The sequence below is a fragment of the Streptomyces sp. NPDC056169 genome, from assembly GCF_042268445.1.
Lineage (GTDB): Bacteria > Actinomycetota > Actinomycetes > Streptomycetales > Streptomycetaceae > Streptomyces.
On record NZ_JBHJUO010000008.1, the window covers coordinates 107,220 to 129,919 of the forward strand.

At 72.3% G+C, this 22,700-nt stretch carries 22 protein-coding genes; 6 read left to right on the plus strand and 16 right to left on the minus strand.

The window, feature by feature from the left end; genetic code table 11:
* Nucleotides 1-76 precede the first annotated feature (76 nt).
* The 4 genes from ACFC0G_RS14745 to ACFC0G_RS14760 form a co-directional block, all read right to left on the minus strand.
* The gene (locus ACFC0G_RS14745) at nucleotides 77-763 is read right to left on the minus strand and encodes a response regulator transcription factor (protein ID WP_376403298.1); all 687 of its coding nucleotides are present in this window, start codon (nucleotides 761-763) and stop codon (nucleotides 77-79) included.
* 176 nt (nucleotides 764-939) lie between these two features.
* Nucleotides 940-2,847: a PQQ-binding-like beta-propeller repeat protein gene (locus tag ACFC0G_RS14750; RefSeq protein ID WP_376402650.1), complete on the minus strand. Its 1,908-nt coding sequence runs from the start codon at nucleotides 2,845-2,847 to the stop codon at nucleotides 940-942.
* Between the two features lie 13 nt (nucleotides 2,848-2,860).
* The gene (locus tag ACFC0G_RS14755; RefSeq protein WP_376402652.1) at nucleotides 2,861-4,753 is read right to left on the minus strand and encodes a PQQ-binding-like beta-propeller repeat protein; all 1,893 of its coding nucleotides are present in this window, start codon (nucleotides 4,751-4,753) and stop codon (nucleotides 2,861-2,863) included.
* Between the two features lie 146 nt (nucleotides 4,754-4,899).
* Nucleotides 4,900-6,705 (minus strand): ABC-F family ATP-binding cassette domain-containing protein, encoded by a 1,806-nt coding sequence (locus ACFC0G_RS14760; protein WP_376402655.1) that lies wholly within the window; start codon nucleotides 6,703-6,705, stop codon nucleotides 4,900-4,902.
* Between the two features lie 94 nt (nucleotides 6,706-6,799).
* Here ACFC0G_RS14760 and ACFC0G_RS14765 point away from each other — a divergent pair, with 94 nt between their 5' ends.
* Together ACFC0G_RS14765 and ACFC0G_RS14770 are read left to right on the plus strand one after the other, a co-directional pair.
* The gene (locus ACFC0G_RS14765) at nucleotides 6,800-7,087 is read left to right on the plus strand and encodes a hypothetical protein (protein ID WP_376402658.1); all 288 of its coding nucleotides are present in this window, start codon (nucleotides 6,800-6,802) and stop codon (nucleotides 7,085-7,087) included.
* Entirely contained in the window at nucleotides 7,084-7,476 is a 393-nt protein-coding gene (locus ACFC0G_RS14770) for a hypothetical protein (RefSeq protein ID WP_376402662.1), read from the plus strand. Before ACFC0G_RS14765 ends, ACFC0G_RS14770 begins: the two co-directional genes overlap by 4 nt.
* A 2-nt stretch (nucleotides 7,477-7,478) precedes the next feature.
* On the opposite strand, the gene ACFC0G_RS14775 is transcribed toward ACFC0G_RS14770, so the two are convergent.
* The 8 genes from ACFC0G_RS14775 to rsmI all read right to left on the minus strand — a co-directional run bounded on the left by ACFC0G_RS14775 (nucleotide 7,479) and on the right by rsmI (nucleotide 14,885).
* Nucleotides 7,479-8,783: an acyltransferase gene (locus ACFC0G_RS14775; protein WP_376402665.1), complete on the minus strand. Its 1,305-nt coding sequence runs from the start codon at nucleotides 8,781-8,783 to the stop codon at nucleotides 7,479-7,481.
* A gap of 48 nt (nucleotides 8,784-8,831) precedes the next feature.
* The gene (locus ACFC0G_RS14780; RefSeq protein WP_376402667.1) at nucleotides 8,832-9,044 is read right to left on the minus strand and encodes a hypothetical protein; all 213 of its coding nucleotides are present in this window, start codon (nucleotides 9,042-9,044) and stop codon (nucleotides 8,832-8,834) included.
* A gap of 116 nt (nucleotides 9,045-9,160) precedes the next feature.
* Nucleotides 9,161-10,075 (minus strand): 4-(cytidine 5'-diphospho)-2-C-methyl-D-erythritol kinase, encoded by a 915-nt coding sequence (locus ACFC0G_RS14785; RefSeq protein ID WP_376402670.1) that lies wholly within the window; start codon nucleotides 10,073-10,075, stop codon nucleotides 9,161-9,163.
* Nucleotides 10,072-10,944, minus strand: coding sequence for a 16S rRNA (adenine(1518)-N(6)/adenine(1519)-N(6))-dimethyltransferase RsmA (gene rsmA, locus ACFC0G_RS14790; protein WP_055643021.1), 873 nt, complete (start codon nucleotides 10,942-10,944; stop codon nucleotides 10,072-10,074). The genes ACFC0G_RS14785 and rsmA overlap by 4 nt, the downstream gene beginning before the upstream one ends.
* A gap of 90 nt (nucleotides 10,945-11,034) precedes the next feature.
* On the minus strand, nucleotides 11,035-12,381 hold the full coding sequence (locus tag ACFC0G_RS14795; RefSeq protein WP_376402674.1) for a ubiquitin-like domain-containing protein: 1,347 nt from the start codon (nucleotides 12,379-12,381) through the stop codon (nucleotides 11,035-11,037).
* 72 nt (nucleotides 12,382-12,453) lie between these two features.
* Nucleotides 12,454-13,323 carry a TatD family hydrolase gene (locus ACFC0G_RS14800; RefSeq protein ID WP_376402678.1) on the minus strand — a complete coding sequence of 290 codons (870 nt, stop codon included), beginning with the start codon at nucleotides 13,321-13,323 and terminating at the stop codon, nucleotides 12,454-12,456.
* 61 nt (nucleotides 13,324-13,384) lie between these two features.
* Entirely contained in the window at nucleotides 13,385-13,849 is a 465-nt protein-coding gene (locus ACFC0G_RS14805) for a hypothetical protein (protein WP_376402681.1), read from the minus strand.
* 175 nt (nucleotides 13,850-14,024) lie between these two features.
* Nucleotides 14,025-14,885 (minus strand): 16S rRNA (cytidine(1402)-2'-O)-methyltransferase, encoded by an 861-nt coding sequence (rsmI, locus tag ACFC0G_RS14810; RefSeq protein WP_376402684.1) that lies wholly within the window; start codon nucleotides 14,883-14,885, stop codon nucleotides 14,025-14,027.
* 52 nt (nucleotides 14,886-14,937) lie between these two features.
* Here rsmI and ACFC0G_RS14815 point away from each other — a divergent pair, with 52 nt between their 5' ends.
* The 4 genes from ACFC0G_RS14815 to ACFC0G_RS14830 all read left to right on the plus strand — a co-directional run bounded on the left by ACFC0G_RS14815 (nucleotide 14,938) and on the right by ACFC0G_RS14830 (nucleotide 19,884).
* Nucleotides 14,938-16,686 carry a dolichyl-phosphate-mannose--protein mannosyltransferase gene (locus ACFC0G_RS14815; protein WP_376402687.1) on the plus strand — a complete coding sequence of 583 codons (1,749 nt, stop codon included), beginning with the start codon at nucleotides 14,938-14,940 and terminating at the stop codon, nucleotides 16,684-16,686.
* Nucleotides 16,687-16,802: 116 nt separating this feature from the next.
* A complete protein-coding gene (locus ACFC0G_RS14820; protein WP_376402689.1) occupies nucleotides 16,803-18,449 on the plus strand; it encodes a penicillin-binding transpeptidase domain-containing protein in 1,647 nt (548 codons plus the stop codon).
* A gap of 92 nt (nucleotides 18,450-18,541) precedes the next feature.
* Nucleotides 18,542-19,036, plus strand: coding sequence for a YbaK/EbsC family protein (locus ACFC0G_RS14825; RefSeq protein WP_376402692.1), 495 nt, complete (start codon nucleotides 18,542-18,544; stop codon nucleotides 19,034-19,036).
* Nucleotides 19,033-19,884, plus strand: a complete 852-nt coding sequence (locus tag ACFC0G_RS14830) for an EamA family transporter (protein ID WP_376402695.1) — start codon at nucleotides 19,033-19,035, stop codon at nucleotides 19,882-19,884. Before ACFC0G_RS14825 ends, ACFC0G_RS14830 begins: the two co-directional genes overlap by 4 nt.
* Here ACFC0G_RS14830 and ACFC0G_RS14835 read toward each other — a convergent pair.
* The 4 genes from ACFC0G_RS14835 to ACFC0G_RS14850 form a co-directional block, all read right to left on the minus strand.
* Nucleotides 19,872-20,732: an alpha/beta fold hydrolase gene (locus ACFC0G_RS14835; RefSeq protein WP_376402698.1), complete on the minus strand. Its 861-nt coding sequence runs from the start codon at nucleotides 20,730-20,732 to the stop codon at nucleotides 19,872-19,874. The two genes, ACFC0G_RS14830 and ACFC0G_RS14835, sit on opposite strands and share 13 nt — an antisense overlap.
* Nucleotides 20,729-21,328, minus strand: coding sequence for a TetR/AcrR family transcriptional regulator (locus ACFC0G_RS14840; RefSeq protein ID WP_376402701.1), 600 nt, complete (start codon nucleotides 21,326-21,328; stop codon nucleotides 20,729-20,731). The genes ACFC0G_RS14835 and ACFC0G_RS14840 overlap by 4 nt, the downstream gene beginning before the upstream one ends.
* Nucleotides 21,329-21,407: 79 nt before the next feature.
* Complete coding sequence (locus ACFC0G_RS14845) at nucleotides 21,408-21,698, minus strand: hypothetical protein (protein WP_376402704.1); 291 nt, start codon at nucleotides 21,696-21,698, stop codon at nucleotides 21,408-21,410.
* Nucleotides 21,688-22,107: an ATP-binding protein gene (locus tag ACFC0G_RS14850; protein ID WP_376402707.1), complete on the minus strand. Its 420-nt coding sequence runs from the start codon at nucleotides 22,105-22,107 to the stop codon at nucleotides 21,688-21,690. Before ACFC0G_RS14850 ends, ACFC0G_RS14845 begins: the two co-directional genes overlap by 11 nt.
* Nucleotides 22,108-22,700: the final 593 nt, after the last annotated feature.

Here is a 22,700-nt window from a genome sequence, read left to right on the forward strand (position 1 = left end):
TCACATTCAAACATCACCGTCAATGGCGAAGCTCCACCGCCCGCTCACACGGACGGACGGACATCTGACCGAAGGATTACGAGAACGTGCCGCGCTGCGTCGGCACCGCCCGGTCGAGGAGCCCCGTGCGCGCCGCGAGCGCCGCCGCCTCCAGGCGCGAGCCCACGCCCAGCTTCATCAGGACCCGCTGCACATGCGTCCGCGCCGTGCTCGGCGCGATCCGCATCCCCGCCGCGATCAGCCGGGTGTCCTCCCCCTCCGCGACCCGGACGAGGACCTCCACCTCCCGCTGCGTGAGCAGCCGCAGCAGTCGCTGCCCCTCGTCGTCCTGCCGCACCGCCGGGTTGAGCAGCTCCGCGAAGGCCGCCTGCAACAGCTGCGGCGCCACCGCCGTCTCCCCCGCCCGGACCTTCACGAGCGCGCGCTCCACGCCCTCGATGCGCTCGTCGTGCCGGACGTACCCCGAGGCCCCGGCCGCGAAGGCCGCCGCGATCCCGCGCGGCGACGGCACGGGACCGAGCACCACCACGGCCACCTGCGGCCGCTCCCGCTTGATCCGGACGACCACGTCGAAGGCGCCCGGTTCGGCGGGGGCCGCGGTGCCCAGCAGGCACACCTCCGGCGCCCTGCTCACCACGAGCTCCGCCGCACCCGCCACCGGCGCCGCCGCCGCGAGCACCCGGTGCCCGCGCAGCTTCAGCGCCGAGGCCAGCGCCTCGGCGAGCAGTCGGTGGTCGTCGACCACCACGAGGCGTACGCCCATCCCGGTCATCCCCCATCCTCCGGGCCCGCCGTCACCCGGCACGGCCCGCTCGACCTCGAATTCCTCACCAGCCCGCGCACCACGCAAACGGCCCGGCGCATCGGGGTGAACCGATGCGCCGGGCCGCGCGAGTCTCCACGGACGCCCGTACGGCGTTCCGTACGGCGTCGGCGGGTTCAGCGGGTGCTGTACGACACCGCCAGAGGTTCCTTGTCGTCCGGCGATGCCGACGCCCGCGGCTTGGAGAGCATCATGGCGGACATGAACACCCTTCCGTCGCGGTACAGGATCTCCGAGTAGTCCGGCGAGAAGGAGTTCTCGATGTCGTTGACCGTGGCGTCCGCCGGGTTCTCCAGGAGAAGCGTCTCCTTCATGGTGACGCCGTCGAGGGAGACGATCCGCCCGCCCTTGTCGTAGGGCGGGGCCTTGTAGGCGATGAGACTGCCGCCGTCCATGCGGAGCGGGACGAGCGTGTACTTGTCGCCCGCGTCCGCCTTCTCCGGCGCCGTCTGACCGGTGGCCAGGTCGAAGGCGATGACCTCGTTGGTCTCGTCGCCGTACTCCCCGGTGGAGCCCTCGTGCTCCTCGGTCGGCACGTACAGCCGGCCGTTGCCGACGAGGACCTTGGTGCAGGACTCGACCTTCGTCGAGCGGCAGCGGCCCGCGTACTGGTCGGCGTCCGCCGTGATCTTCGCCTTCAGCTTGCCGGTCTTCTCGTCGAGGGAGAAGAAGTCCGAGATGCCGCTGCCGTCACCGGCGCTGTCGCCGACGTCGGCCGCGACGACCAGCGGCTTGGTGGAGACGATCGACGCGTACTTCACGCCCGTGGGCATCTTGTACTGCGAGAGCGGCGCGCCCGTCGTCGGGTTGAGGTTCTGGATCAGCACGTACTGGGTGTCGTACGGGCCGCACTTGCGGACCGCGACGAGGCCCTCGCCGCCGCCGTACCCCAGGTCGAAGCAGTCCTCGTCGTTGGCCTGCGGCTTCCAGCGCGGGTTGCCGTTGGCGATGTCGAAGGCGGCGCCTCCGTCGTTGCCGCCGGCCGCGACCGTCTTGCCGCTGACCGTGACCTCGCTGAACCGGGCCTTCTGGTCGCCGGCGGAACCACCGGTGACCGAGGTGGACCAGAGCAGCTTGCCCGTGTTCAGGTCGACCACGCCGACCTCGGTGCACTGCTGGTAGTAGCGCGGCGGGACCCGCTTGGTGGCCTCGAAGAGGATCGGCAGCTTGTTGTCGGCGGTCACGTGACGCGAGACGCCGCAGATCTGGCCGGTCAGCGGCAGCGTCCAGACGGGCGTGCCCTTGGCGAGGTCGTAGCCGGCGAGCGAGTTCACGCCCGTCTTCACGTACGCCTTGTCGGTGACCCAGGAGCCGGAGACGTCGGTGACGTCCGGGACCCCGGGCTTGGGCAGCTGGAAGGTGAGCTTCGCCTGGGTCTCGGCCGGCGCCTTCTCGCTGCCGCCCCCGCCCGTCCCCTTCGACTCGCCGTTGCCGCCGTCGCTACCGGAGCCGCCCTGCGACGTGCCCTGCGAGGTGCCGGCCGAGGTCTTGGCCTCGTCGTCCTTGCCGCCGCCGCTCTCGGAGTTGGCGTACCAGATGCCGGCGCCGACGATCAGGACGACGGCGACGGCCGCCGCGATCACGATCTGGAGCTGCGCCGACAGCTTCTTGCCGCCGGGCGCCGCGGCCGGGATCGGGGCGGTCTGCGGGTAGCCGGTCTGCGGGTGACCGCCGTAGGGCTGCTGCGGCTGCGCCGGGTAGCCGTACGGCGGCTGGACGGGCTGCTGCTGCGGGGCCGTCGGGTAGCCGTACGGGGACTGCTGCGGAGCCGCCGGGGGCTGCTGCGGGTAGCCGTACCCCGGGTCGGGCTGCTGAGCCGGCGGCTGCTGCGGGTAGCCGTAGCCGGGCTCGGGCTGCGGGGCCGGCGGCTGCTGCGGGTAGCCGTACCCCGGGTCGGGCTGCTGAGCGGGCGGCTGCTGCGGGTAGCCGTAACCCGGCGGCTGCTGCGGGGGCGTGGGCGCGCCGAAGCCGCCGCCCTGGGGATCCGGGGGCTGGTTCGGCGGGGGCGGAGGTGGCTGCGTCATCGGTCCGAATACCTCACTTGCTGAACGCCATCATCGTCTTGACCTGCTTCTCTTCCTTGTCGTTCGACGCGGAGACGCGCCCGCTCGTCACGACGAAGGTGCCGCTGCCGTAGGCGAACCCCGGGTCGTAGAAGCTGTTCTCGATCTCGGCGGTCGAGGCCGGGTGCTGGAGGACGATCTTCGGCGCACCGCCGGTCGGGGCGATGGTCGCGACGGCGCCGCCCTTGTCGTACTTCGGGTCGACGTAGACCAGGACCTGGCCGCCCTCCATGCGCAGCGGGGTCATCGACTGCTCTTCCGGCGCCTTGGAACGCCACTTGGGCTTCCCGGTCTTCAGGTCGAAGGCGACGACCTCGTTGGACTTGCCGTACGAGGTCTCGGTGGCCATGTAGAAGGTGTTCGCGTCGGCGGCGACACCCGTGCAGCCCTGGAGGTTCTTGCCGAAGATGACGAAGCTGCCGCCGCAGGACGGGGCGAACTTGTCCTTGCCGCCCTGGATCTGCGAGCGGAGCTTGCCCTTGGCGTCGAGCGCGAAGATGGTCCACTTCTTCTGATCGCGCTGGGTGGCGGAGACGACCAGCGGGTCGACCGAGTAGACCTTGTCGACCTCCCAGTTCGCCTCCAGCTGGAAGGTGTACTTGGGCTTGCCGGTGGCCGGGTCGACCTCGCCGACCGCCTGGATCTTCTTCGTGGTGCTGCCCGAGGGGCAGTCCATGGCGGCGATCAGCTTGCTGCCGCCGGCGAAGGCGAAGGGCTTGCAGCCGGTGGTGGCGCCCTTGAAGAGCTGCTTGCCGTCGGCGAGGGAGAAGCCGTACGCGGTGCTGGAACCGGCCGCGGTGACCGTGTTGCCGCTGATGGCCAGGGTGTTGTCGGAGAAGGCGAAGAGACCGGTCGGCTTGGGGACGGACTTCTTCCAGCCCACCTTGCCGGTCTTCAGGTTCACCTGCTGGAGCCCGAGGCACTTGGCGCCGTCCTTGGCGCTGTCGTTGTGCCCGAAGACCATGAAGCCGCCGGAGGAGGGGGCCGGCGGGGCCGCGCACAGCTCGAACGGCACGTCGACGTGCCACTTCAGGGAGCCGTCGCTGAGGCTGTAGCCGTCGATGCTCTTGTACATCGCCTTGACGACGACGTCGCCGACGATCCACGGGCCGAGGACGTCGGCGCCGTTGCGCGGCAGGTCGACGTTGTTCTTGAGCAGCCAGCCGACCTTCGCCTCGCCGGGCTTGCGGCCGGCGTTGAGGTCGTCGTCGCCGCCCCGGCCGTCGCCCGAACCGTCGCCCTCGTCCACCGACTCGGTCGGCTTCGGGGCGTCGGACCCCGAGGTCGAGGGGCTCGCGGTCACGGTCGGCTGGGAGATCGGGGTCTTCTCGTCGTCCCCGCCGCCGACGACCGCCCAGGTGGTGACGGCCGCGATCAGGACGGCACCGGCCGCCACGCCCGCGACGAGACCGGTCCGGCCCTTGAGGCCACCGCCGCCCGGCGCGGGCGGCGGGGTGGGGCCGCCCTGGTACATGGGCTGCGTGGGGTAGCCGCCGCCGTACGGGCCGGGCTGCTGGCCGTACGGACCCGGCTGCTGCGGCTGCTGGCCGTACGGGCCGGGCTGCTGCTGCGGGTAGCCGTAGGGCTGCTGCGGCGGCTGCCCGTACGGACCGGGCTGGGCCGGCTGGCCCGGCTGCTGCGGATATCCGTAGCCGGGCTGCTGCGGCTGCGGAGGCTGCCCGTACGGGCCCGGCTGGGCCGGCTGGCCGGGTGCGCCGGGCGCGCCCGCCTGCGGGGCCTGCGGCGGCACCGGCGGTGCCTGCGGCGGGACGGGCGGGACGGGCGGCATGCCCGGGGCCGGGACCTGGTTCGGGTCCTGAGGGGCTCCGAAGCCCCCCGGCGGCTGGTTGCTGGGCGGCTGGGTCATCAGCGGTTCCCCCTTGACGTGAGCGACTTTTCTTTCTACCACTCACGCGATGGCGCAAAAGCGACCGGTCCGCCCCTTGTACCCAAGGGAGGACCGGCCCGTGATGCCCTTGTTATGCGTCCTGTCGACGTCGGGGCCGGTCGGCCTCAGGCGTCCTCGGCCAGTTCGAGCCAGCGCATCTCCAACTCCTCGCGCTCCCCGACCAGTTCCCGGAGCTCCGCGTCGAGCTTCGCCACCCTCTCGAAATCGGTCGCGTTGTCGGCGATCTGCGTGTGCAGCTTCGCCTCCTTCTGGGCGACCTTGTCGAGCTGCCGCTCGACCTTCTGGAGCTCCTTCTTCGCGGCGCGCGCGTCGGCGGCGGAGACGCCCGCCTTCTGCGGCGCGGCCGCGGCGGCGGGCGCCGGGACGGCCGCATCGATCATCTTCCGGCGGCGCTCCAGGTACTCGTCGATGCCGCGCGGCAGCATCCGCAGCGTCTTGTCGCCGAGCAGCGCGAGCGTCTTGTCGGTGGTGCGCTCGATGAAGAACCGGTCGTGGGAGATGACGACCATGGAGCCCGGCCAGCCGTCGAGGAGGTCCTCCAGCTGCGTCAGGGTCTCGATGTCGAGGTCGTTGGTGGGCTCGTCGAGGAAGAGGACGTTCGGCTCGTCCATGAGCAGGCGCAGCAGCTGGAGGCGGCGGCGCTCACCGCCGGAGAGGTCGCCGACCGGCGTCCACTGCTTCTCCTTGGTGAAGCCGAACTGCTCGCAGAGCTGGCCGGCCGTCATCTCGCGGCCCTTGCCGAGGTCGACGCGGTCGCGGATCTGCTGCACGGCCTCCAGGACGCGCAGCGAGCCGGGGAGCTCGGTGACGTCCTGCGAGAGGTAGGCGAGGCGGACGGTCTTGCCGACGACGACCTTGCCCGCGGCGGGCTGCTGCTCGCCGTCGGAGACGGCGGCGTCGGCGAGCGCGCGCAGGAGTGAGGTCTTGCCCGCGCCGTTGACGCCGACGAGGCCGATGCGGTCGCCGGGGCCCAGCTGCCAGGTGAGGTGCTGGAGGAGCGTCTTCGGACCGGCGGTGACGGTCACGTCCTCCAGGTCGAAGACCGTCTTGCCGAGGCGGGCGTTGGCGAACTTCATCAGCTCGCTGGTGTCGCGCGGCGGCGGCACGTCGGCGATCAGCTCGTTGGCCGCCTCGATGCGGTAGCGCGGCTTGGACGTACGGGCGGGGGCGCCGCGCCGCAGCCAGGCCAGCTCCTTGCGCATCAGGTTCTGGCGCTTGGTCTCCTCCGTGGCCGCGATGCGGTCGCGCTCGGCGCGGGCGAAGACGTAGTCGGAGTAGCCGCCCTCGTACTCGTGCACGTCACCGCGCTGCACGTCCCACATGCGGGTGCAGACCTGGTCGAGGAACCAGCGGTCGTGGGTGACGCAGACGAGCGCCGAGCGGCGCTCCTGGAGGTGCTGGGCGAGCCACGAGATGCCCTCGACGTCGAGGTGGTTGGTGGGCTCGTCGAGGACGATCAGGTCCTGGTCCTCGATGAGGAGCTTGGCGAGCGCGATGCGGCGGCGCTCGCCGCCGGAGAGCGGACCGATGACGGTGTCGAGGCCCTGCTCGAAGCCGGCCAGGTCGAGCCCGCCGAAGAGCCCGGTGAGCACGTCGCGGATCTTGGCGCTGCCGGCCCACTCGTGGTCGGCCATGACGCCGATGACCTCGTGCCGGATGGTGGCCTTCGGGTCGAGCGAGTCGTGCTGCGTGAGCACGCCGAGCCGCAGCCCGCCGATGTGCGTGACGCGGCCGGTGTCGGCCTCCTCCAGCTTGGCGAGCATGCGGATGAGGGTGGTCTTGCCGTCGCCGTTGCGCCCGACGACCCCGATCCGGTCCCCTTCGGAGACACCGAGCGAGACCCCGTCGAGCAGGGCACGGGTGCCGTACACCTTGCTGACGGCCTCGACATTGACCAGGTTGACGGCCACGTTGACTCTTCCTGTACGGGGGATCGATCGACGTCCCAGAGTACGTTGCCGCCGCGAGTACACCTCCGGTACACCAGCGGTGTACCGTGGAGGTATGGCTGACTCCACCATCAAGGTGCCGGACACCACCCGCGACCACCTCGCCTCGTTGGCCCGCGAGCGGGGCACCACGATAGGAGCGCTGGTCACCGAACTGGCCGCGTCCCAGCTCACGGCCGCGCAGGCGCGCGAGAAGGTCGCCGAGAGCCGACGGATCATGCGCGAGCGCATGCACTCCACGCTCACCGACGAAGAGTTCGACGCGACGCCGAACGCCCTCGACAAGGTCTACGAGATCGCCGCCGCGAACGCCCGCCGCGCCCTGGGAGACACGGCGGCGTGATCATTCTCGACACCTCCGCCGTGCTCGCCCTCGCCCGCGGCCACCGCAAGCTCCAGCGCGTCGCCGACAACGCGGCGGCCTCGCCGTTTCGGCATCTCCAGGTGCCTGCCCTGTGCCTGCTCCAAGCCGAGACGGAGGACGAAGGGGCGGGTGACGCGGCCTTGGCGCTCCCCGGCATCGACGTCGTCCCTCTCGACACGGTGGCGTCGGTGACCGTCGCGCGGATGGTTCGCGGCGGATTCGGCGGACCCGACGTCTGCCACGCGCTCTACACCGCGCTGCCCGCACCGCACCGTCCCACCATGGACCTGATCCTGACGGACCGGGAGGACCTCTACCCCCCGGGCACCGTGACCGTGAACATCGACGACGAGCGTCTCGACGACTGACGTCACCGCCAACCGCCCCCGGCCCCGCGCCGCCCCGCCCGCTCCACCAGCAGCCAGCCCGCCAGGGCGAGGCCGACGGCCGCCGGGGCCGTGACCGGGACGGCGATCAGGGTCGCCGAGTGGCCGGTCAGGAGCCCCGCGAAGCCCGTCATCGAGAGCCCCAGGACCCCCAGCAGCGCGAGGGTGATGCCCAGGGCCGCGACAGGACCGCCCTCGCCGGTCGCCGGCGCGGCCGGGACCGGGGCCTCGAAGCGGCGGAACACGGCGACGAGTACCGCGGTGAGGACGACCGCCGCCACCATCCGGAGCGGGACCTGCGCCCACCAGGCGCCGGACGCCGGGGCGGGCAGGCCGACCCCGGACCCGAGCAGCGCCCCGTACACGCCGAGCATCGCCGTCAGATGCCAGAGGAACGCGGTCATCGCGATCCCGTTGGCGGCGACCACCGCCCGCCACACCCCGGCCCGCGCGACGAACCGCGCCCCCGGCCCCCGCAGCAGCTCGACCGCGCCGACCAGCCACAGGCCGTGGCAGAGCAGGGCGAGCGTCGGCGGGGCCATGTTCGAGACCTTCTCACCGGGCATCCCGACCATCGAGAGCGGATACGGGCCGAGGGCCACGAGCGCGGCGGCACCGAGGAGCCCCGCGCCGGCGAGCAGCGCCGGGCGGCGGATCATGCCGTCGGCGCGCAGGAAGCCGAGCTGGTGGACCGCCAGCCACACGAACGCGAAGTTCAGGAACTCGACGAACGGCACCCCGGCGGCGAACCGCAGCACGTCCACGGCGACCGCCCCGCCCGCGAGCGCGGCGAACGCGCCCCAGCCCCACCGCTCGTGCAGCCGCAGCAGCGGCGGGGTGAAGGCGACCATCGCGAGATAGATCCCGATGAACCAGAGCGGCTGCGTGACCAGACGCAGCGCGACCCCGGTGAGCCCGCCGTCGGCCCCGGTCAGCTGGAGCACGAGCGCGGCGGCACCCCACACCGCGACGAAGACCATCGTCGGCCGCAGCAGCCGCTGGAGCCGGGCCCGCAGGAAGGAGGCGTACGCGGGGCGGGAGCGGTGGGCGAGGGCGTGCGAGAAGCCGCCGACGAAGAAGAACACCGGCATGACCTGGAAGACCCAGGTCACGAGCTGGAGCTCGGGCACGACGGCGAGGAGGTTCCCGATCTGCCCGTCCCCGGCGACGGCCGCCATGAGCCAGTGCCCGAGCACGACGACCGCGAGCGAGGCGACCCGCAGCAGATCGATGTACCGGTCCCGGGTCGCGGGTGTCGCGGCGGCGAGTTCACGAGCGCTGATTCCCATGCTCGTACGGTCCCGCGCGGGGGCCGGGGCCCGACAGGGTGCGGATACTCAACCGGTAAGTGAGTAGCCGGGGTTGTCGCGCCACTTCCGCCAGACACGCACGGCGTGCCGGGCGCCTCGGCAGGCGCCGAGGAACAGGAGGGTGTCGACCGCGACGGCCGGCCACCGCCAGAACCCGTCCCAGGGCGGGATCAGAACCCACAGGACGCCGAGAAAGGCGAAGAACACGACCTGGCCGCACTCGTCCACCATCTTCAGCACCGGCCGGTGTCTCGCCGTCGTCGACTTCCACCACCGCCACACCGTCACGCGATGCCCCCCTGGGCTCGTCCGAACCGACGGGCCCAGGGTGGCAGGCGCAAGTGAACGGGAAGGTGTCAGGCAGTCGGGAGGACGACCGCGCCCGCCGCCGGCGACGTCGCCACGCGTGCCGTGCGGCACGTGCCCGAGGCGATGAGGGCCGTCGCGACGGACCGCGCCGACTCCGCGTCCTTCGTCAGGAAGGCCGTCGTGGGGCCCGAGCCGGAGACCAGGGCGGCGAGTGCGCCCGCGTCCGTGCCGGCCGTCAGGGTCGCCGCGAGGGACGGGCGCAGGGAGAGCGCCGCCGCCTGGAGGTCGTTGACGAGGGCGCCCGCGAGCGCGGTGGTGTCGCCGGCGCGGAGGGCGTCCAGGAGGAGCGGGGAGGCGGTCGGGGCGGGGACGTCGGCGCCTTCGGTGAGGCGGTCGAACTCGCCGTACACCGCCGGGGTCGACAGCCCGCCGTCCGCGACGGCGAACACCCAGTGGAAGGTGCCGCCGACCGGCAGCTCGGTGAGCTTCTCGCCGCGGCCGGTGCCGAGCGCCGCCCCGCCGACCAGGCTGAACGGCACGTCGGAGCCGAGTTCGGCGCAGATGTCCAGGAGCTCGGCGCGCGGGGTGTTCAGGCCCCACAGCGCGTCGCAGGCGAGCAGGGCGCCCGCGCCGTCCGCGCTGCCGCCCGCCATGCCACCGGCGACCGGGATGTCCTTGGCGATGTGCAGGTGCACGTCCGGGGAGATGCCGTGCCGGGCGGCGAGCAGCTCGGCGGCGCGCGCGGCGAGGTTCGTGCGGTCCAGCGGCACCTTGTCGGCGTCGGGGCCCTCGCAGGTGACGGTCAGCTCGGCGGCCGGGGTGGCGGTGACCTCGTCGTACAGGGAGACGGCGAGGAAGACGTTGGCGAGGTCGTGGAAGCCGTCGGGGCGGGCCGCGCCGACGGCCAGCTGGACATTGACCTTCGCCGGTACGCGGACGGTCACGCTGCTGGGAGTGGTCACGCCTTCGCCTCCGCGATCCTCGCGAACTCCTCGACCGTCAGTGCCTCGCCGCGCGCCTGCGGCGAGATCCCGGCCTTGACCAGGGCCTCCTCGGCGGCGGCGGGCGAGCCCGCCCACGTCGCGAGGGCCGCGCGCAGGGTCTTGCGGCGCTGCGCGAAGGCCGCGTCGACGACCGCGAAGACCTCCTTGCGGGAGGCGGTGGTCGCGAGCGGCTCGGTGCGGCGGACGAGGGAGACGAGACCGGAGTCGACGTTCGGCGCGGGCCAGAAGACGTTGCGGCCGATGGAGCCGGCCCGCTTCACCTCCGCGTACCAGTTCGCCTTGACCGACGGGACGCCGTAGACCTTGTTGCCGGGCTTGGCGGCGAGCCGGTCGGCGACCTCGGCCTGGACCATGACGAGGGTCCGCTCGATGGTCGGGAACCGCTCCAGCATGTGGAGCAGGACCGGCACGGCGACGTTGTACGGCAGGTTGGCGACGAGCGCCGTGGGCGCCGGGCCCGGGAGCTCCTGCACCTGCATGGCGTCGGAGTGGACGAGCGCGAAGCGGTCGGCGCGCGCGGGCATGCGGGCCTGGATCGTGGCGGGCAGCGCGGCGGCCAGCACGTCGTCGATCTCGACGGCCGTCACCCGGTCCGCGGCCTCCAGGAGGGCCAGGGTGAGGGAGCCGAGTCCGGGCCCCACCTCCACGACGACGTCGTCGGGCCGTACCTCGGCCGTGCGGACGATCCGCCGGACGGTGTTGGCGTCGATGACGAAGTTCTGGCCCTTCTGCTTCGTGGGGCGCACGCCGAGGGCGGCGGCCAGCTCACGGATGTCGGCGGGGCCGAGGAGGGCGTCGGGGCTTTCGGGGCCGGTGGTGGTGCTCACCGGTACAGCCTACGGGGCAGCCGTGGGGCAGTCCCACGTCTCACCCCATCTCACCCCGCCTCACCCCGTCTCACCCCGTCTCACCCCGTCTCACCCGTGCAGTCGCCTGCCGCAGTGGGGCCACGGACTCGCCCCCCGCTGGACGTACAGCTTCTTCGCGCGGAAGGTCTGCTCCGAGGCGGGCGCGTTCTGGGCGGTGCCGGTGCCGCCGAGGGAGCGCCAGGTGCCGGGGTCGAACTGGTAGAGCCCGCCGTACGTCCCCGAGGGGTCGACGGCGTTCGGGCGGCCGCCGGACTCGCAGGCGGCGAGCGCGCCCCAGTCGAGGCCGTCGGCCCCGGCGACGGAGGTGGGCAGCGCGCGGGTGCCGATCCGGACCTTGCGGCTGACGGGTTCGCGGACGATCTCCTCGCCGGTCCTGCGGGGCTTCTGCCGGACGCCGTTGACCGTGCGGAAGGTGTACGTGACGCGGCGGACGCCCGCGACGCCCTGCCGTTCGACGGTCTCGGTGCCGGCGAAGAGCTCCGGGTCGCGGACCTTCTCGACGGCGTACGGGATCGCTTCCTCCCGTACCTGCCGGGAGCCGGTGATGCGCAGCACGGTGACCGTCTGGCCGTCGCGGGGGAAGGCGTCGGCCGCTACGGAGGTGGTGTCCTGGCCGGAGAGGGTGATCCCGGCCTCGGCGAGGGCCTCGCGGATGGTGGCGGCGTTGGTGCGGACGACGCGCTCGCGGCCGTCGGCGAGGAAGGTGACGGCCCGCTCGGTGCGGACGTCGAGGGCGAGGCCCTGGCGGGAGATGGGGGCCGCGCGGGAGACGGACAGGTACGCGCCCTCGGCGCGGACCCCGAGCTGGCGCAGCGCGCCCTCGACGGTCCTGGCGGTGGTCCAGATCTGGTGGCGCCGCCCGTCGAGGGTGAGGGTGATCGGCCGCCCGTACCGGACGACGACGTCGTCGCCGTTGGCCAGGGCCTCGCCGGGGGCGGGGGCGACGATGTCGTGGGCGCCGACGGTCAGGCCCTCGTGGGCGAGGAGCTCGTCGATGTCGTCGGCGAAGGTGTGGAGGCTGCGCGGGACGCCGTCGACGGAGAGCCGGACGGCCTTGTCGTTGGCGACGAAGGCGCTGGTGCCGCCGGCGAGGAAGGCGACGACGAGGGCCTGCGGGACGAGCCGCCGGAGGCCGTCCCGGGTCGTGCCGGAGGTCTTGCGGCGGCGGGCGGCGCGCCGGGCCCCGGCGCGGGAGCCGCCTTGGCCGGGGACGACACCGGGGGCCCCCGCACCGGGGGCTCCGGCACCAGGGACACCACCGGGGGATCCGACACCGGAGGCCCATGTTTCCGGGCCCCCGGGGGCGACGAGCGGCGCGGCTTGGGTCGGCTGCTCGTGGACGGGCAGGGTCGCCGCTCGCCGTCCGGCTCGGTGACTGCCCTGGGAAGTACTCACGAGGCCGGGACACTAGCCCCGGCCACGGTCACTCTCCCGAACTATCCGGCTACGACACGTAACCGTTATGGATCAGTAATCGAAGGCGCGGGCCGTGTTGACGGCGAGCGCCTCGGCGAGGTCGTTCTCCCCGATCCCGCGCACGGCCGCCATCGCCCGGACGGTGACGGGGATGAGGTACGGGGCGTTGGGGCGACCCCGGAAGGGCGCGGGGGTGAGGTAGGGCGCGTCGGTCTCGACGAGGACGAGTTCCAGCGGGGCGACGGCGAGCGCGTCCCGCAGGTGCTGGGCGTTCTTGAAGGTGACGTTGCCGGCGAAGGACATGTAGTAGCCCTTGGCGGCGCAGATCTCGGCCATGGCGGCGTCGCCGGAGTAGCAGTGGAAGACGGTCCGCTCGGGGGCGCCCTCCTCGTCGAGGACGCGGAGCACGTCGTCGTGCGCCTCGCGGTCGTGGATGACGAGCGTCTTGCCGTGCCGCTTGGCGATCTCGATGTGGGCGCGGAAGGAACGCTCCTGCGCGGCCATGCCCTCGGGTCCCGTACGGAAGTAGTCGAGACCGGTCTCGCCGACGCCGAGGACGTGCGGCAGGGCGGCCAGGCGGTCGATCTCGGCGAGCGCGTCGTCGAGGGCGGCGTCCCCGCCCCCCTCACGCGCACCCTGCCGGGACCAGCCGTCGGGGTCCCCGAGCACGATCCGGGGCGCTTCGTTGGGATGCAGGGCGACGGCCGCGTGCACGTGGGCGTGGGCGGCGGCGGTCTCGGCGGCCCACTGGGAGCCCTTCACGTCGCAGCCGACCTGCACGACCGTGGTGACACCGACGGCGGCGGCCTTGACCAGGGCCTCCTCGACGGTCCCGGACTGCATGTCCAGGTGGGTGTGCGAGTCCGCGACCTCCACGAGGAGGGGTTCGGGCAGCGGCGGCGGGGCGTCCTTGGCACTCATGGTCCCGATCGTACGAGGGCCACGAGTGCCGACGCTCGCGGATACCGGCGACTTCCGGCGACTACCTTTCGCGGTTGCGGAAGGGGTGCAGGAGGTCGGAGAGGTGCCAGTGGTGCGGCACCGGCGGGGTCTCCTGGCCCGCGGTGCCCGCCGTGCCCGCCGTGCCCACGGTGTCCACAGTGTCTTCAGTGAGCTCCTGCCCGATGGGCCCGGCCATCGAGACGGGCTTGGTGGCCTTCGCCCCGTGCTGGTGCTTCTCCGTCGCGGCGATCAGGTCGAGCACCGACGACACCTGCCCCGCGCGCATGATCCGGACGACGTGACCGCCGCAGTTCATGCAGGTGGGACTGGACAGCGGGGACGGGACCCGCTCCCCTTCGGCCTTGTAGACGACGAATTCGTGGCCGGCGGCGTCGACGTGGTGCTCGATGTCGTACGCCTGCTCCCAGCCGTATCCACAGCGCATGCAGGCGAAGGCGTACGCCTCATGGGCGACGGATATGCCGGTGCCGGTGATCTCGCTCATGCCAGCTCCTCTCCACTGATCAGTGGACGCCTTTTCGGGCCGGAGCGCATCAGCAGGAGACGAACCATGGAAGGCTTTTGGCTCTTCCCTTGCCAAGCGCCCTGTGAAGAGTCCCGGCGCCGGGTTCGGCTTTGCCTTTCAGATTAGTCCTTTACCGTTTCCGGGGAATGGTCCCTCAGCCCTTTGCCGCGTTCTTTGCCGCGACGACCGCATCGAAGACCTCGCGCTTGGGCAGCCCCGTCTCGGCCGCGACCGCGACGATCGCCTCCTTGCGCCGCTCCCCCGCCTCCTCGCGCACCTGCACCCTGCGCACCAGCTCCGCGGCGTCGAGCTCGCCGGGGTCGGCCTCCGGGGCGCCCTCGACGACGACGGTGATCTCACCCCGTACGCCCTCGGCGGCCCAGGCCGCGAGCTCGGCGAGCGGGCCGCGCTTGACCTCCTCGTACGTCTTGGTCAGCTCGCGGCAGACGGCGGCGCGGCGCTCGGCGCCGAAGACCTCGGCCATCGCGGCGAGCGTGTCGTCGAGCCGGTGCGGGGCCTCGAAGTAGACGAGGGTGCGGCGCTCGTCGGCGACCTCCCGCAGCCGTCCGAGCCGCTCCCCGGCCTTCCTGGGCAGGAAGCCCTCGAAGCAGAAGCGGTCCACGGGCAGCCCGGAGAGGGCGAGCGCGGTGAGCACGGCGGACGGGCCGGGGACGGCCGTGACCTTGATGTCCTGCTCGACGGCGGCGGCGACCAGACGGTAGCCGGGGTCCGAGACGGACGGCATGCCCGCGTCGGTGACGAGCAGCACACGGGCGCCGCCCACGAGCGCCTCGACGAGTTCGGGCGTACGGGCGGACTCGTTGCCCTCGAAGTACGAGACGACCCGTCCCGAGGTGTGGATGCCGAGCGCCCGGGTCAGGCCGCGCAGCCTCCGGGTGTCCTCGGCGGCCACGATGTCCGCGTTCTCCAGTTCGGTGGCGAGTCGGGGCGGAGCGTCCGCGATGTCACCGATGGGGGTCCCTGCGAGTACCAGCGTTCCTGTCACACGGGACATCCTCCCAGCCCGGACAGGCGACGCGCACAGGCGCGTTCCCTACGATGGCGCGGTGACCAGTACCGCACCCGAGACCCTGGAGGGCCGGCACGCCGTGGCAGAGCCCTCTTCGTGGCAGCAGAGGCTGCGGCGCTTCGGCTACGCGCCGCGCGCCGAGAACCCCGCTCCCATCGGGCTGCGGGAGCGGCTCGACCCCCCGTACGCCCGCCCGTCGGCGCGCATGTGGTCGCTCCTCGGCATCGGCCCGGGACCGGCCGAGCGGCTGTGGCGGCTGCTGGCCTGGGGCGGTCCGCTCCTGGTCACGGCGGTCGCCGGGCTGCTCAGGTTCTGGAACCTGGGCAAGCCGCACGCGGTGATATTCGACGAGACGTACTACGCCAAGGACTCGTGGGCCCTGATCAACCAGGGGTACGAGGGGGCCTGGCCGAAGGACATCGACAAGACGATCCTGAACGACCCGGGCGCGGTGCTCATCCCGACCGACCCCGGGTACGTCGTCCATCCCCCGATGGGCAAGTGGGTCATCGGCGTCGGCGAGAAGATCTTCGGCTTCGAGCCCTTCGGCTGGCGCTTCATGGTGGCGCTGCTCGGCACCCTGTCGGTGCTGATGCTGTGCCGGATCGGCCGGCGGCTCTTCCGCTCGACGTTCCTGGGCTGTCTGGCGGGCCTGCTGCTCGCCGTCGACGGACTGCACTTCGTGATGAGCCGCACGGCGCTCCTCGACCAGGTGCTGATGTTCTTCGTCCTCGCCTCCTTCGGCTGTTTCGTCGTCGACCGCGACCGCAACCGGAAACGGCTCGCGGCGGCGCTCCCCGAGGACGAGGAGGGGGTGCTGCGGCCGGACGCGGAGATCGCGGAGACCCTGCGCATGGGGTGGCGGCCGTGGCGGATCGCGGCCGGCGTGATGCTGGGCCTCGCGGCGGCGACCAAGTGGAACGGCCTGTACGTCATGGTGGCGTTCGGCCTGATGACGGTCCTGTGGGACGTGGCGGGCCGCCGCACGGGCGGCGCCGTCCGCCCGTACCTCTCGGTGATCAAGAAGGACCTGGTGCCGGCGTTCGTGTCGGTGGTGCCGGTGGCGCTCGCCACGTACCTGGCGACCTGGACGGGCTGGCTCGTCTCGGACAAGGGCTACTTCCGCACCTGGGCCGCCCAGCAGGACAAGCTCCCGGGCGGCGGGGACAGCACCTGGGGCTGGCTGCCGCAGTGGCTGCGCAGCCTCTGGCACTACGAGTCCGAGGTCTACTCGTTCCACGTGGGCCTGACCTCGCCGCACACGTACGAGTCGAACCCCTGGTCCTGGATCGTCCTCGGCCGCCCCGTCTCGTACTTCTACGAGTCCCCCGCCCCCGGCACCGCGGGCTGCCCGGCCACCACCAAGGAGAAGTGCGCCCAGGAGGTCCTGGCCCTCGGCACCCCGCTCCTGTGGTGGGCCGCCTGCTTCGCGATCCTGTACATCCTGTGGCGCTGGGCCTTCCGCCGCGACTGGCGCGCGGGCGCGATCGCCTGCGCGATCGCGGCGGGCTGGGTCCCCTGGTTCCTCTACCAGGAACGCACGATCTTCCTTTTCTACGCGGTCGTCTTCGTGCCTTTCCTGTGCCTGGCGGTGGCCATGATGCTGGGCGCGATCATCGGCCCCCGGGGTTCATCGGAAAGGCGCCGGACATTCGGCGCGGTGGCGGCGGGATGTCTCGTTCTGCTGATCGTCTGGAATTTCATCTACTTCTGGCCCATCTACACGGGAACGCCGATTCCGATAGACCAATGGCGGGGCCGCATGTGGCTCGACACCTGGGTTTGACGGATCCCGCACGGGTCGGGATGACGGCCAAGTGTGACGGATATGGCGGTAGTTGCTCGACACACGGAAGGGACGCTGCTTGACTGGACGGCCACCTGGGGAGGGGAGGCGCAGTCATGCGCAGTGGAGCGAAGACCGCGATCGTCGGGGGCGTGTTCCTCGTCGTGGCCGGCGGTGTCGGATACGGGGGGCTCAACCTCTACAACGGGATCACGGGCGGCGACACGTCCGTGAAGTCCAACTCCGGCAGCGCGCCGAAGACCGGGCCCGTCACCGGTGACGAGGTGACGACGACCGCGAAGGACTTCCTGGCGGCCTGGGCCGCCGGGGAGCCGGAGAAGGCCGCGCAGCTGACGAACGACCCGGTCACGGCCGGGTCGGCCGTCGCGGCCTACCGGGACGGCGCGAGCGTCTCGGCGGCCGAGATCACGCCGGGGACGCCCGTCGGGGCGAAGGTGCCGTTCACGGTGAAGGCCACGATCACGTTCGAGGGCGTGTCGAAGCCCTGGTCGTACGCCTCCGAACTGACCGTCGTCCGGGGCCAGACCACCGGCCGGCCGCTGGTGAAGTGGGCGCCGTCCGTCCTCCACCCGAAGCTGCTCACCGCCGACGCCACCCTGCGGACGGGCGTCGCGAAGACCCCCTCCGTGAAGGCCGTCGACCGGAACGGCAAGGAGCTGACGGCGGAGAAGTACCCCTCGCTGCGCCCCGTCCTGGCGACGCTGCGCGAGCGGTACGGGGCGAAGGCGGGCGGCGCGACCGGCGTCGAGACGTGGATCGAATCGGGCAGCGAGTCCGTGCCCGACACCACCCTCCTCGTCCTGTCGAAGGGGAAGCCGGGCACGCTCAGGACGACCATCGACGCGGGCGTGCAGGCGGCGGCCGAGAAGGCGGTCAAGAGGTTCGGGAACGCCTCGGTGGCGGCGATAGAGCCGTCGACCGGCGCGATACGGGCGGTCGCCAACAACCCGGCCACCGATTACAACACCGCGTTCCGGGGCGCCCAGGCTCCCGGCTCGACGATGAAGATCGTCACGGCGGCGATGATGATGCAGAACGGCATCGCGACGCCGAACAGCAAGGTCGAGTGTCCTTCCACCGTGCTGTCGAGGGGCCGCACCTTCCAGAACCTCGACAAGTTCAGCATCGCCAACGGCACCCTCACCGCGGCGTTCCGCCGCTCCTGCAACACCGCCTTCATCAAGGCGATCAGCACCCTCAGCGACAAGGGCATCGCGGACACCGCCCTCGGCGACACCGCCCGCGACTCCTTCGGCATCGGCCAGAGCTGGGCGGTGGGCGTCACGGCGGCGGACGGCAGCGTCCCCGAGTCGGCCGGCAGCGAGACGCCCGCCTCGTACATCGGCCAGGGCAAGATCACGATGAGCGCTCTCAACGTCGCCTCGCTCTCCGCGACCGTGCAGAACGGCGGCTTCCTCCAGCCGTACCTGGTGGCGAAGGAGCTCGACGACCGGGAGTTCGCCCAGGCCGACCGGCTCTCCCCCGAGGTCGCCACGGGGCTGCGGAAGATGATGAACGCAGCGGCGACGGCTTCGGACGGCACCGCGACGGAGGCGATGGCCGGGGTCTCCTCCCCCAAGGGTGCGAAGACCGGCTCCGCCGAGATCGACGGCCAGGCCACTTCCAACAGCTGGTTCACCGGCTACTCGGGCGACCTCGCGGCGGCGGCGGTCGTCGAGGAGGGCGGCCACGGCGGCGACGCGGCGGGCCCGGTGGTCGCGGCGGTCCTCAAGGCCGGCTGACGGGACAGGCGACTCGCCGACCGGTCGCCCCGGCTGACCGACCCCTGGAACCCTGTCGCGTGGCCCGTACAGCTACCGCTAGCGTGCGGGCCATGACGACCGCTGACGAGACCTCCCCCGCGCACCCCCAGTTCGCCGCCGCTCTCCAGGAGTTGGGCCTCGACGTCGAGGTGCGGCGCTTCCCGGACGAGACCCGCACCGCCCAGCAGGCCGCCGAGGCCATCGGCTGCGAGGTCGCCGAGATCGTGAAGTCGCTGATCTTCGCCGCCGACGGGGTGCCGGTCCTCGTCCTCATGGACGGCGCCTCGCGGGTGGACGTCGAGCGGGTACGGGAGGAGCTGGGCGCCGAGAAGGTCACCCGGGCCGACGCGAAGGCGGTCCGGGAGACGACCGGGTACGCGATCGGGGGCGTCCCGCCCTTCGGTCACCGGACCAGGACCCGGGTCCTCGCCGACCGGGGCGTCCTCGACCACGACGTCGTATGGGCGGCGGCGGGCACCCCGCACACCGTCTTCGCGATCGACCCGAAGACGCTGGTCGCCCACGCCGGCGCCACCCTGGTGGACGTCCGCGAGCCCTCCGCGTGACGCCGCTCGTCACCCTCGCGGTGATCGTCGCCGCCGTCACACACGCGAGCTGGAACGCCATCGCGCACCACATCAAAGATCAGCTGCTGTCCTTCACGCTGATCTCCGGCGGCGGAGTGCTGGTCGGCCTGCTCATGGCCGTCTTCGTGCCGCTCCCGGCGGCCGGTGCCTGGCCGTACCTGGTCGCCTCCGCGCTGCTCCACGTCGGCTACTACGCCCTGCTCATGCGCTCGTTCACGCTGGGCGACTTCGGGCAGATGTACCCGATCGCGCGCGGTACGGCCCCGCTCGTCGTGACCGTCCTCGCGGCGGTCTTCCTCCACGAGGTGCCGGGCGGCTGGCAGCTGCTCGGGGTGGCGGTGGCGTGCGCGGGCCTGACGGGCCTCGCGCTCTGGGGCATCCGGGGCAAGGACGCCCGCCCGCACTGGCCGGCGCTGGTCGCCGCCGGCGCGACGGGCCTGTCCATCGCGCTCTACACGGTCGTCGACGGCGTCGGCGTCCGCGCCTCCGGCACGTCGCTCGGTTACATCGCGTGGCTGATGATCCTGCAAGGCTCCGCGGTCCCGGCGTACGCGCTGTGGCGGCGCCGCGCGGACCTCGTCCCCCAACTCCGCCCGTACGCGGCCCGGGGCGCCCTCGGCGCGGTCCTCTCCGTCACGGCGTACGCCCTCGTCCTGTGGGCCCAGACGAAGGCCCCGCTGGCCCCGATCGCCGCGCTCCGCGAGTCCTCGATCATCGTGGGCGCGGCGATCGGCGCGCTCTTCTTCAAGGAGCGCTTCGGTGCCCCGCGGGTCGCGGCGGCGGGCCTGATGGTCATCGGCATCGGTCTGATGCTTCAGGCGGGGTGAACGCGGAACGCGGTGAGGAGGAGTTCGCCGAACTGGGTCGGATGCGTGGTCGAACCGACGTGCCCGCCGGGGAAGTGGAGCAGTTCCCGGCCGATTCGCTCGGCCATGAGCGCGGCCGGGCGGTAGGCCAACTCGCCGCGTGAGTCCTCGCCGCCGGCGAGCACGAGCCGGTCCGACAGGGCCGCCAGCCGGTTCAGGTCCGGGGTGTAGGACATGAAGGCGGGGACGATGCGTCCGACGAAGTACGGCAGGTTGGCCATGGTCTGCTCCGCCCTGGCCGCGGCCTGCGGCGGAAGTTCGATGTCGGCCGCCTTCGGCTCGGGCTCGGGCTCGGTGGTGTCACCGTCCGCCTTGAGGCCTGCGCCGAACACGGTCAACGCCGGCATGAGCCCTTGCGTACGGAAGGTCTCCTGCACGCGTGCGAGGAACGCGCGATGGTCGGCGGCGTCCGGCAGGACCATGATCGCCGGGGGCTCGTGCGCCACGACGCGTGCGACGCGTTCGGGGCGGGTGGTGAGCAGGTGCAGGGCGGTGATCGCGCCCGAGCTGGCGCCGAACACCTGGGCGGGCTCGTGGGGTGAGAGCAGGTCAAGGAGGCGGAGCGCGTCGTCGGCGTGTTCGGCGACGGTCTGCTCGGCCTCGGGGTCGTCGAGCGTGCTGCGGGACATTCCGCGCGGGTCGTAGGTGGCGACCGTGTACGTGGCGGCCAGGTCGTCGGCGAAGCCGTCGAAGGCGGCGGCGCCGCCCGTCCCGCCGGGGATCAGGAGCAGGAGCGGGCCGTGACCACGTACTTCGTAGTGCAGGGTCGCGCCGTTCACGCGCAGGCTGCCGGGGGTCGGGGCGGTCATACGGAGTCTCCTTCTCGGGACGGGGGCCAGTGCTCCAGGAGGGTGTGGAGGGCGTCGAGAGCGCGTTCCCAGGACTGCTGCGGCGCGCGTTGGTGCGCGAACCCGCCAGCGGCCTCCAGGGCGACGAAGCCGTGGAAGGTGCTCCGCAGCAGCCGGACCGCGTCGGTCAGGTCCGGCTCGGCGAGCCCGTAGCCGCGCAGCATGCCGTAGGTCAGCTCGACGGCGCGGCGCGGGCCGGGGGCGTTCGCGGCGAGTTCGGGATCGATCCGGATCGGAATCTGGGTCGCCGTGTAGCGGCCGGGGTGCGCGTGGGCGTACTGCCGCCAGGCGTTCGCGAAGGCAGCCAGCGCGTCCTTGCCCGAACGGCCGGCGGTCGCCTCCGCGATGCGGAGGGTCTTCTCGTCGGCCGCCAGCAGGGCGATCCGGCCGCGCAGGTCCTCCAGGCCGCGGACGTGCGAGTAGAGGCTCGCGTCCTTGACGCCCAGCCGCCGCGCGACCTGCGACATGGTCACCTGGTCGAGCCCCGCCTCGTCCGCCAACTCGGCGCCCGCGAGGGTCACTCGATCCGCCGTCAGCCCTGCCCGCGCCGCCGCCATGTGTCCTCCACCGTTCCTAGGGGTCCTAGGTTTAACCTAGGACCCCTAGGAACAGCAAACGAAAAACGCGCTCACGCGCTCAGCGAGGACCGTCGCCGTCACCGGGTACGGACGAGGTCGCCCGGAAGAAGTCGGTACGGATACGGCGGAAGCCGGTGTGCCCGGTCTCCTCGGCGTGGGCCAGGCACCAGACGGCGGGCCCGCGCCCGTCGTCCGCCGCGCCGGAACCGTCCAGGCAGGTGGTGCACTCGGCCTCGGTGATCGGCCCGCTCCCGGAGCGGTCGGCCCGTAACGCCCAGAGCTTCGGCCGCCGGGCGCCCCGGTGGTACGGCCCCGCAACCCGGCCTAACGCAGTACCCTCACGGCGCATCCGACTCCCCCTCCACGGCAAGCTCAGCCCACACCAGCTTTCCCGTCCCGAGGCGGTCGCAGACCCCCCACTTGACGGCGAGACTGTCGACGAGCGGAAGCCCCCACCCGCCGTCGCCGACGCCGTCGGGCAGCGCCATCAACGGCCGCCGCTCGGAGGCGTCATGGACCTCGATACGCAGTCTGGCGCCCGGCACTTGAGCGAAGTGCGTCTCGACCTCGCGGCCGGCCACGCGGCCGTGCCGGACGGCGTTCGTCAGCAGCTCGGAGAGCACGAGCGAGGCGACGTCCTCGACGGCCCCCCACTCCCACCGGGCGAGCGCGCGGCGCAACTCCCGCCGGGCGAGCGGCACACTGCGGGCGGCGGGCTGCCAGCGCAGCACCACGGCGCCGTCGGGTGCGGGCCCCATCAGGCCACCTCCACGCCGTGGATCCGCCGCGCCCCGACGTCGACCCCGTGCGTGGCCAACCACAGGGCCCGCCGCCGCTGACGCTGGGCCCGCGCGGTCTCGTGCGCGTCGAGGTAGGGGCGTACGAGTCGGTTGTCCTCCCCTCGGAGGAGGGGAACGCGGGTGCGGCACCGATCAGTTGCGGTTCGAGCGACGCACCCGCGCGGGGTCGGGACCGGAGCCCCACCCAAACGCCGCCGCCCCGACGGGGGCAGTAACAGCCGCAGGACCAGTCCGACAAGGCGGACGATAGGGTTACTCATGTTGACGCTCCTTCGAAGCGTTGGCCACGCCCCCGGACCGGTCGCACGGTCGCGGGGGTCTTCCCTTGTCCAGGGATTCCGGCATCGGTCGCCGGGCGGCTGTCGGCCGCCATCGGCGCACCACCAAGATCACGTACCGCGATCGAGCATGTGCGGTACGTCACGTCATCAAGCTAGAGGTGCCGCCACCATCACCGCAAGTGGACCTCTCGCAAATTTGCGACCGCTCCAGCGGGGGTCCAGGCTGGCTCCGCTTTGCCCCAAAGCGGCACACTGGGCGTCACGTTGAGA